This is a genomic window from Mesorhizobium sp. M00.F.Ca.ET.216.01.1.1 (assembly GCF_004010325.2).
Lineage (GTDB): Bacteria > Pseudomonadota > Alphaproteobacteria > Rhizobiales > Rhizobiaceae > Mesorhizobium.
The window spans coordinates 1-494 of sequence record NZ_SADR02000110.1; the positions used below are offsets into that span (position 1 = coordinate 1).

Genomic DNA, 494 nt, shown 5'->3' on the forward strand with positions numbered 1-494 from the left:
CTTGAGGAGTTCTCATCATGAAGATTTCGTCCAGATTTCGTTCAGTCGCGGTTGCCGTCATCGCCGCCGCGGGAGTTAGCTTTGCCAGCGCCGCGCATGCCGACAGCGGTACGATCCGCTTCGCCATCTACAAGGCGGCCTTCTTCATCGGTGGCGCCGGAGGCGAGGGCACGCTGACCTTCCATGGTCGCCGATATCCGATCTCGGTCGGCGGCATCTCGGGCGGCCTCGCCTTCGGGGTCTCTAAGACCTATTTCCATGGTACCGTGCGCCACATTCGCCGCGCCCGAGATGTGACGGGGGTGTACGGTGCAGCGGGCGGTGGCGGCGCGCTCGGCAAAGGGGCCCAGGTGATCGTCATGACCAACGACAAGGGCGCCCAACTCGAACTCACAGGCAGGCAGGTAGGCCTGCAAGTCAACGCCGATCTCAGCGGTATGAGCATCACGGTGAAGTAAGGGCCGTCACTCCGTTCGTCATTCCTTGGATGGGCC

At 63.0% G+C, this 494-nt stretch carries 1 protein-coding gene; it reads left to right on the top strand.

Translation table 11 applies throughout. The annotated features are described in order from the left end of the window. Positions 1 to 17 precede the first annotated feature (17 nt). Positions 18 to 458 (top strand): hypothetical protein, encoded by a 441-nt coding sequence (locus tag EN859_RS35265; RefSeq protein ID WP_127857189.1) that lies wholly within the window; start codon positions 18 to 20, stop codon positions 456 to 458. The last annotated feature ends 36 nt before the right edge of the window (positions 459 to 494 follow it).